The 8,900-nt window shown below is 64.9% G+C and carries 7 protein-coding genes; all 7 read right to left on the reverse strand.

Annotation, left to right across the window (positions count from 1 at the left end):
- Positions 1-116: 116 nt before the first annotated feature.
- Positions 117-1,232: a type VI secretion system protein TssA gene (gene tssA / locus V7Z98_RS17685; RefSeq protein WP_334159401.1), complete on the reverse strand. Its 1,116-nt coding sequence runs from the start codon at positions 1,230-1,232 to the stop codon at positions 117-119.
- Positions 1,233-1,272: 40 nt separating this feature from the next.
- Complete coding sequence (locus V7Z98_RS17690) at positions 1,273-1,536, reverse strand: PAAR domain-containing protein (protein ID WP_334159402.1); 264 nt, start codon at positions 1,534-1,536, stop codon at positions 1,273-1,275.
- The gene (locus tag V7Z98_RS17695) at positions 1,533-3,074 is read right to left on the reverse strand and encodes a hypothetical protein (protein ID WP_334159403.1); all 1,542 of its coding nucleotides are present in this window, start codon (positions 3,072-3,074) and stop codon (positions 1,533-1,535) included. The genes V7Z98_RS17690 and V7Z98_RS17695 overlap by 4 nt, the downstream gene beginning before the upstream one ends.
- A gap of 74 nt (positions 3,075-3,148) precedes the next feature.
- Positions 3,149-4,555, reverse strand: a complete 1,407-nt coding sequence (locus V7Z98_RS17700) for a hypothetical protein (RefSeq protein ID WP_334159405.1) — start codon at positions 4,553-4,555, stop codon at positions 3,149-3,151.
- Between the two features lie 3 nt (positions 4,556-4,558).
- Positions 4,559-6,124 (reverse strand): hypothetical protein, encoded by a 1,566-nt coding sequence (locus V7Z98_RS17705; RefSeq protein WP_334159407.1) that lies wholly within the window; start codon positions 6,122-6,124, stop codon positions 4,559-4,561.
- The gene (locus V7Z98_RS17710) at positions 6,114-8,219 is read right to left on the reverse strand and encodes a T6SS effector phospholipase Tle3 domain-containing protein (RefSeq protein ID WP_334159408.1); all 2,106 of its coding nucleotides are present in this window, start codon (positions 8,217-8,219) and stop codon (positions 6,114-6,116) included. Before V7Z98_RS17710 ends, V7Z98_RS17705 begins: the two co-directional genes overlap by 11 nt.
- A gap of 52 nt (positions 8,220-8,271) precedes the next feature.
- Positions 8,272-8,900, reverse strand: a 629-nt coding sequence (locus tag V7Z98_RS17715) for a DUF2345 domain-containing protein (protein ID WP_334159409.1), incomplete at its 5' end; no start/stop codon positions are given.

The raw sequence follows: 8,900 nt of genomic DNA on the forward strand, positions 1-8,900 counted from the left end.
GACCTAATACCTTCAACTCCAGTAGGCGGTTCGACTGCAAAAACGCGCTGGCGTACGTGGCGAGGAGGCTCCCCAGGCGGTCCTTGGCTGTCATGGTCTAGTCTCCGCGCAAGGCATCACTGGGCAGGCCGCAGGTCGAGCAGTTCGCGCAGCTGGCCCAGGGTGGATTCGTCCTTGATGACGTGGGCGAGCCACTGGTCCAGGGGCATCTCGGCCCACTTGGCGGCGCGCTCGACCAGGGGAGCCACCGGGCTGTGGGGTTCATTGCGGTGGAAATATTCGGCCACCAGGCGCAACTGCCTGACCGCATCGGCCCGGGTCTGCACCGGTCCCACCGGGGTACGGGGGGCCGCCGCGGCGAAGGCGGCGTCGCCCTGTTGTAACAAGAAGGCCGGCGGGGTGCCCGGCTCTGCTGCCTGGGAAGCGGGTTGAGAGGCTACCGCGTCAGCCGCGGCGGTCTGCCCTCCACCTAGCGACTTGAGCAGGCGCCCCGCCAGATCGGCGCAGCCCCGCACGGCATCGCGCAAATCCTTGAGGCTGGGAGCGTCATGGCCGAAGGCACGGTCGACGGCGGCCTCCAGCGCCTCCAGGGTCGCCAGGGCGGCGGCCACGTCGGCATTGAGCCGTTCGTAGAACTTCAATCCAGAAGCCGCCACCGCCTTGTCGAAGGCATCGCCGGAAAGCTTGCCCTCGGCAATCGCCTTGGCCATTGCGTCCCCATCCTTCAACCCCAGGTTGGCCACGGTGCGCGATTCTTCCCAGCGCAGCCATGAGTAGCCACCGCTTTCCCGGCTGGTCATGGGAATGCCACGGACGACCAGGGGCAATTGGGCGCTCAGCCATTCGATCTTGCCGGCGCGCTCGTCCAGGTCGTCCGGGTCCAGGGCCGGGTAGCAGAATTCCCAGAAGTCGGTCACCAACCCCTTGAGCACATGCAGGCCCCAGTGCAAGCCGCGGAAGCCGTCGATCTGGGTCATGGCCTCGGCGTACCAGCAGGCCAGCTGCAAATCCTTGCTGCGACGCGTGAGCAGGGATTCGCACAGCTCGCGCACCTTGGGCCAATTGGCGCTCTTGACCTCGGTTTCCCATTCGCCCTGGGCCAGATTCGGGTCGTCGGAGCGGCGGGCGTCCCGGATGGCATCGAACTCGATGCCGTAGGACAAATCCTCGCCCCCGGGCTGATCGCCGGGAATCGGTTCAAGAAGGGCTTCCAGAGCGGGGGCCAGTGCCATGTCGCGTTCTCCCTTAATGCGTGTTTTGGTGGTGGTACGGTTAGCCCCGGCCCAAGTTGGGCAGGGACGCAATGAGGCTGGCGCCGCAGCTGGTCTTGTGGCCGTCCAGGGCCACGGCCCGGCCGTCGATCAGCCAGTTGGGATCGCCCTCGACGATCACCGCCATGGGGTGCCCCTTGATCGGGCAGGTGACCTGATCGCCCACCCGGGCCACTCCCTTGCCCATGATGGTGTAAGTGCCGGAGGCGCTGACCACCACGCCGCCGTGGTTGGTGGAGTCGCCGAGGCGAATGACGCTCTTCATGCTGCTTCCTCCTCAAGGTTTGCATTGACCGCGGGCGCAGGAACAACAAAGCCCGCGTCGAACCGGGAATCGCCGTCGAAATGCACCCAGCAGGCCGGCGATGCGGTTTCCGCCGCCTTGTTCACCGCCTGGGCCAGCAAGGCCAACGGCAGGCCACGCCCCAGGTCCCCCACCTTGGCGGGGAAATTGGTGGCCTCGTCGATAGGGTTGAGGCCGATATCGAAGAAATGCAGGGCCAGCCCCACGGCCGCCAGGCGGGGGCCGGAACATTCCACCCCGCCGGCGTTGTGCACCAGCCAGTCGCAGGCCGGCACTTGCTTGGGAGGCGCCCCCCCTTCGGCTTCGGCAGACTCGGTAGCTACAGGAGTGGGATAGGGCCAGGGCAGCAACGCCGCATTGACCATGGCCCGCTCCAGGGCCATGCGCATCGCATTGCCCAGAACATTGGCCCGCCCCGGCTTTTCGGCACACTCGCCCCCCACCGAGCGATGCAGGCGGGCAAGCGGAAGGGCTTCGGCCAAGCCTTGCCGCGCCTCGGCAGACAAGCGTGCCAGGGGTACCAGGGCCGGACCGAGTTCGATGCCGCGCTCCCAGTAGGCGGTAAAGCTGTCGTCGAGGGCGCCGCCCTTGGGCAACCCGTCCTCCACCTTGCGCAACAACGTCGCCAGGCCCGGGTTGGCCACGGCCATGGCCACGACGCCCTGGGCCGGCTCGCCCAGCCAGCGGCGCCGTTCTCGCAGTTCGTCGGGAATTTCATCTTCGTCTTCGCCGGCATGGCGGAACCAGGGGGAGTCGAAGGCCAGCAGCACGGTGCCGGGCAGCTCGGGTTCCAGTTCGAATTGGTGGATCACCGTATCGGCCACGCTGCTGCCGGCCGGCAGCGCCGTCACCCGAAGGGCTTGACGGAGCGGAGCGCCCTCCGCCGCCTCATTGCCCGCAACGGTAAGCCAGGCCTGGCGGACCAGGGCGTAACATTCATCCACCGCCAGGTCGGCAGGCCCCCCCACCAGCACGGGAAAGGCGACAGCCCCTGGGCATAAGGCGAACAGGGATGCCAGGGTATCGGTCAGGTAGGGAAGGAACATCGCCCCAGTGATGGTTGGGGCGCCAAAGCCATCGTTTTCCACCTCCGGCGGCTCTTCCAGGGCCTGGACGGCCACCCCCTCGGCGCCACTGGCCACACTGCCCTGCCCTCCCCGCTCCAGCCAACCGCCAAAGGCCACGGCCAGGCAATCGGCACCGATACGGCGGGAGGCCAGTTCATCCCGATGGCGCTGACGCGCCAGTTCTTCCTGGCGGGCCTGCTCCTCCCGCTCGAGCCGGGCCCGCTCCTGGGCCTCTCGTTCCTGGCGGCGCTTGCGGCCGACCAGCACGTACCAACCCAGACCATAGGCCAGGGTGGGCGGCAACAGATGCACCGCCAGCAGCACGGCAAAGCCATGGCCGGACAGGTCGAACCCGATGCCGAACCACAGCAGCAAAGCCCAGACAGCCAGCAGCAGGGCGAACAGAACGAAGCGCTTCAGCAGGGCAAGCACGGAATCGGATTCCTCGCGTTACGGCCTTGCGGGCCTGAACAGATAACCGGCGGAGCAGGCAGACATTGCAGCAATCACCTCCCCTTCCGTTCCGGTGCCCACCAGGGCCAGTAGGCCCAGGCGGCGCTGCGGGCGCGGAACCAGGGTTTGCTTTCGTCCCGGGGCTGGCGGTCCGCCGGCGGGGTCACCAACACCGCCAGGGCGGTGTCGTCTTCCGCCGCCGAAACCGCCAGGGCTGCTGTGCCCACGGCCTGGACGTGGGCCACGGCCAGAGCCAGGTGCAGGGCGCCGGTGGCGGCGCCGCAGTCGCCGAACAGGGTCTGGACGTCGAACAGGTCCCGGTCCAGTTCCGCGCCGGGGAACAGGGTCTGCACGGCCGGCATCAGGCGCCGGGTGCGGGCCTTGCCCGTGTCGTTGCGCAACTGGCTGTCGTGGAAGATGCGGCCGACCTGCTCGGGTTTCACATCCCCCGAAGCCAGGGCGCCGACCAGGGCCGTCTCCCAGGCCCGGCGCAGGCTCGGATGCCCTTGGTCGTGCTGCTTGTTCTTCACCACTTCGTTCTGCACCCGGTGTATCCAGGCCAGGGGCTGGCGCAGGGTGTCATAGTCCGGGTGGGCGAGAACGATCAGGACGCTGTTCTCATTGGCCTGTTCATCCTTGGGGTAGCCCGGTGCGTCCATGGCCATGACCCAGGCGGTCTTGTCCGGGTGGATCTCCAGCCAGTCCAGGGCAGCGGCCAGGGAACGGAAGGGCATGGAGGGGCCGCCCTGGCGGACGACGACTTCGGTGAGCTTGTGGTCGGGGTTGTTCTCCGGACGGTAGGCGCCGGAGATGCTCATGATTTGATGCTCAACAATGCCGCGCATCTGTTCGGCTGAAGAGGAAACGCGGTAGCGTTCCTTGGTCATGATCATGCCGTTGGGCCAACCGTATTCGGCAGCTCCAGCGTCGGACATGGAGATCGGCAACCCTCCCGGACTATCCGGTAGCCGCATAGGCCGATCCGGTCCTGAAAACTCCACATGGACATCGGTCCATTTCGGGCGGTTGCTCCCCTTGGCATCGCTGTAGAAACCATTCTTGACCGTGAAATAGGGTATCCGATGGGGAAGTAGCATTTCATCAAGATGGAGTCCCAAGTAGTTCCCCCCAAAACTCGCCTTCCCAGATTGGTTGCCGGCAATCGCCCGGATCGCCTTAATGCCCTGATAGTCCGGGTCGGTCTTGGCTTCCTTATCGTCCGGGTTGGGCTCGGCCAGTCCCATCAGGCGGTAGAGGTTCCACTGGGTCGGATAGTCCCGCCACACCACCGGCCCCACCCATTGCACCGCCACTACCTGGGCGGCAAAACGGGCCTTGCGCGCCGCCAGCTCCTCGTGACTGAGGGGAGCTGCCCGGGGAGTCGACGTGCAGCCAGACAGGACCGCAGTGCATAGCACCAGAGCGCCAAAGGCCAGCAGTAGGGCGGACGAGCGTTCCATGGCTTACTTGCTCTTACGTTCCGGTGCCCACCAGGGCCAGTAGGCCCAGGCGGCGCTGCGGGCGCGGAACCAGGGTTTGCTTTCGTCCCGGGGCTGGCGGTCCGCCGGCGGGGTCACCAACACCGCCAGGGCGGTGTCGTCTTCCGCCGCCGAAACCGCCAGGGCTGCTGTGCCCACGGCCTGGACGTGGGCCACGGCCAGAGCCAGGTGCAGGGCGCCGGTGGCGGCGCCGCAGTCGCCGAACAGGGTCTGGACGTCGAACAGGTCCCGGTCCAGTTCCGTGCCGGGGAACAGGGTCTGCACCGCCGGCATCAGGCGCCGGATGCGGGCCTTGCCCGTGTCGCTGCGCAACTGGCTGTCGTGGAAGATGCGCCCCACCTGCTCGGGCTTGACGTCCCCCGAGGCCAGGGCGCCGGCCAGGGCCGTCTCCCAGGCCCGGCGCAGGCTCGGGTGACCTTGATCGTGTTGCTTGTTCTTCACCACTTCGTTCTGCACCCGGTGTATCCAGGCCAAAGGCTGGCGCAGGGTGTCGTAGTCCGGGTGGGCGAGAACGATCAGGACGCTGTTCTCATTGGACTGTTCATCCTTGGGGTAGCCCGGGGCGTCCATGGCCATGACCCAGGCGGTCTTGTCCGGATGGGTCTCCAGCCAGTCCAGAGCGGCGGCCAGGGAACGGAAGGGCATGGAGGGGCCGCCCTGGCGAACGACCACTTCGGTGAGCTTGTGGTCGGGGTTGTTCTCCGGGCGGTAGGCGCCGGAGATGCTCATGATGCGGTTTTCTGCAACACCGCGCATCTGCTCGACAGAACTAGAGCGCAGGTAACGCTCCTCCGTCATGATCATGCCGTTGGGCCAACCGTATTCCATGGCACCAGCATCAGAGATGGAAAGCGGTGACCATGCAACACTATCCGAATCACGCATAGGCCGGTCCGGCCCGGAAAATTCCACATGGACGTCAGTCCACTTGGGGCGTTTGCTACCTTTAGCATCGCTGTAGAAGCCGTTCTTGACGGTGAAATAGGGTATCCGGTGCGGAAGTAGCATTTCATCAAGATGGAGTCCCAAGTAATCTCCACCAAAGCTTGCTCCTTTACCACCAGAACCAATCGCCCGAATCGCCTTGATACCCTGGTAATCAGGATCAGTCTTGGCTTCCTTATCGTCGGGATTAGGTTTGGCCAACCCCATCAACCGATAGAGATTCCACTGGGTCGGATAGTCCCGCCACACCACCGGCCCCACCCATTGCACCGCCACTACCTGGGCGGCGAAGCGGGCTTTCTTGTCAGCCGCGGTTTGTTGGGCTTGCTCCCCTTCCGTTTTCAGCCCTACCGCTTTGGCCGATTCCACAGCCTCAGCCCGAGCGCTGAAGCCATGGGCACCGATAACCAATAGGCCCCCTAACGCCAGCAGGGTAGGCCACTTCACGATACGCATCAGTGCATCTCCCAATTCCATGGATTGCAGTTCTCCCTGCTGGCCCAGCCAGTAGCCGTAGGCCAGACATAGCGCCAGCCAGCCAAGCAGTACCAGAGCGATACCGGTCGCCACTTGTTTAAGCGTCATGGCGCTCTCCCTTGGTCGCCCAAGTCCGCTCGTTCTTGATCTTGGGCGGCAACCCCTCGAGGCGATATCTGGCAAGCTGATGGGGGTATTTATCCTGCTCGAGTTTTCCACTCTTGAAGTACAAACCGAATTTATCCGGGTCGGTTTTGTCATCCATCAACCGCCAATCCGCCACCTTGCGGAAGGTCAGCCAGTCTTCTAGCGAGAGCTTGGCCATGCCGATGGCCACGTCCCAGGCCAGGGCCTTTTGGGCATGGGCCGGGTTGGTCATGATGGTGCCGTGGTCCACCGAGTTGTTCTGGTCAGCGCCGTTGAGCAGTGCCATCTGCTCCTTCTTGGCCCAGGCGTTCCATTCTTCATCCGCTTCCGGCCCGCCCGGATCTCCCGGGACGGTGCCGTCTGCGCTGGCCTTTTTGGCCCGGCGTGCGGAGAGGCGCACTTCGGCCCGGTACTGGTAGCGCAGGGCGGCCTGGGTGTTCCGGTCCCCTTCGCCTTTGGCGTTGAGGGGGTCCGTTCCGTCTTTCGGGTTTTCCTGGCTCAGGGCGTCCCGGTCCGGATCGTGGCCTTGGTCGAAGTCGCCCTCCTTGCCGTAGCGCACACTACGAGGTAGGAAGGGCTCCGGCAGCGCCGGGGCGTTGATGGGGGTGGTCCAATTTTTCGGGGGGGCGGCGTTGACCGGCTTTGCGATGACATAGTCGACAAGGGGCTTGATCACCAAAACGGTCAGCAGGCTGAGTACCTTGACGACAACGCCTTCGCCCGGGTCCAGCGCATTCTCCAGGACGTATTTGGCTTTGGGGGAGGCGGGATAGAAGAAGCTACCGGTGCCGGGAGTCTTGCTACCTCGGGCGTTTTCTTTCCAGAAGTCGTAGCTGTCGATTTCCTCCCCAGTCTTGCCTTCCGCTTTGCCTTCCGTTTTGCCTTCGGTCTTGCTCACAGTTTTGCCCACGATCTTGCCTTCGGCGAAGACGCGCTGGACGAAGGTCTTGCCGCCCGGGTCCACCGTATCCAACTGCTTGCGATCAAGCCCCATCCAGCCGATGCCTCGAATGGTTTCGACAGAAATCAGTTGGTCGTGAGGGTTGAAGTAGAGGGTGATACGGCCTGGACCGTCTTTTTCCGCCGCAGGGTCGTAGGCAAAAGGGGCGCTGCCGTCCTTGGGGCTGCGGTGGGCCATCCGGTCGTTGACCGGACCTGCGGGCTGCCCCTTGCCTTTCCGGGCTCCGATCAAGTCCACAAAGGCTTTGAGGGTCTCCATACGTGCCGCGCCCGTCTGCCGCCCGCCGTCGCCGCGCTGGCTCCAGCTTTCCATGAGGTTGTCGGGGACCAGGCTGTAGGGCGGATTGGCCAGCACGTAGCGGTCGGCCACGGCGTCCGCGTCCAGGGTGTCGCCGATGAAGGCAGCGGCCATGCCGATGATGTTGCCCTGGCTATGGCAGACGATGGTGATGGGGATGTCTTTCTGCTTTTCCCGGATGCGCTGCACCAGCCGGGCGAGCCGATGGGCGGCGTGAGCGTAGTAGGAGCGGGGCGGACAATCGTAGACGCGGCGGCCCGAGGTCGTGTTGAGATGTTGGGCGGAAACCCAGAGAAAGAGCCGGGGGTTGAGCCCTTCGCCCCAGGCGTCGGGGAGGTTGGTGCAGCCGTTGGCGAAGGGGCCGCCCCCCCAGGCGTGGAGTTCGTTCAGCCAGATTTTGTCGCCGTATTCCTTGAGGGCGGCGTCGTCGGCCTTGTAGCCCCAGCGGAAGCGGATCACCGGGGAGTAGCCGTCTTTCTTGATGAAACGCTTGTGGTTGAACTTGCGGTCGATGAAGCCGTCGTCGGTGAGTTCTGGGTGGTACGTAGGCGCGGTCAGCGTGCCGACATCGGGATGGGCCATGTGCGCATCCCGGCGCTTGAGGCGGTCGTTGAGCCCGGCGCATAGCCCTTGTTCCGCCTGCTCGAACCATTCGCCGTCGGAGTTGACCCCGTGCACGAAGATGTAGACGCCGGGCAGGGGCAGGTTGGCGAACAGGTCGTAGGGCGAGGAGCCTTTGCTGAGCGTGGAGGTGCCACCATCGACGATCAGGGTGCCGGGCGATGAGTTCTCTGTCATAGCAAAAAGGCTTCGGGCTTGGCGGATGGCCGTTGGTCATGGGGCAGCAGCGTCATGACGCCCCCTGGTCCGGATCGTCGTGGAACTGGACCGCCACTTGTTCAAAGGTGTCGCTCGACAGCACCGGCGTCTTGCCGGCTCCGTCGGTACGGCCTTCCATGACGCTGCCGTCCCCCCGGGTAATGCGGGACACCATATTGGGCACGGGCTTGCCATCGAGGGGATTGAGCAGGCGGAAGCTGCGATCGAATTCCCCCTGGCTGAACTTGGGCAGAGGCGGATTCATGCTGCTCGGGCCGCTCCAATCGTGGCTGGCGCCCTTGATCGAGACGGTACCGGGACAGTGGATGTCGATATTGCCGCCGGCGATGCGGATGTAGCCGCCGCCGGCGGTAACGAGGATTTCCTTCTTGGCGTTCCACAGTTGGGCGTTCTTGCAGGCGGTCAGCACCACCCGCTTTTGCCCGGTGATCGCCATAGGGCCACCCTGGGCCTGCAAGTCGATCTTCCCCTGGGCGGCATAGAGCTTGACCGCCGTCTTGTCCTTCACGCCCTGCACAAAGAGCGAGATCGACCGGCCCACGTTGTGCACCCACCTTCTGGCCGTGCTCTGGTTGGTGTCCCGCCCGCTGACCTGGTCGTAGTTCTGCCCCGTGGCGATGGTGGTGGATTGGGGGGTGG

It is taken from the genome of Oryzomicrobium sp. (assembly GCF_036820405.1).
GTDB lineage: Bacteria > Pseudomonadota > Gammaproteobacteria > Burkholderiales > Rhodocyclaceae > Oryzomicrobium.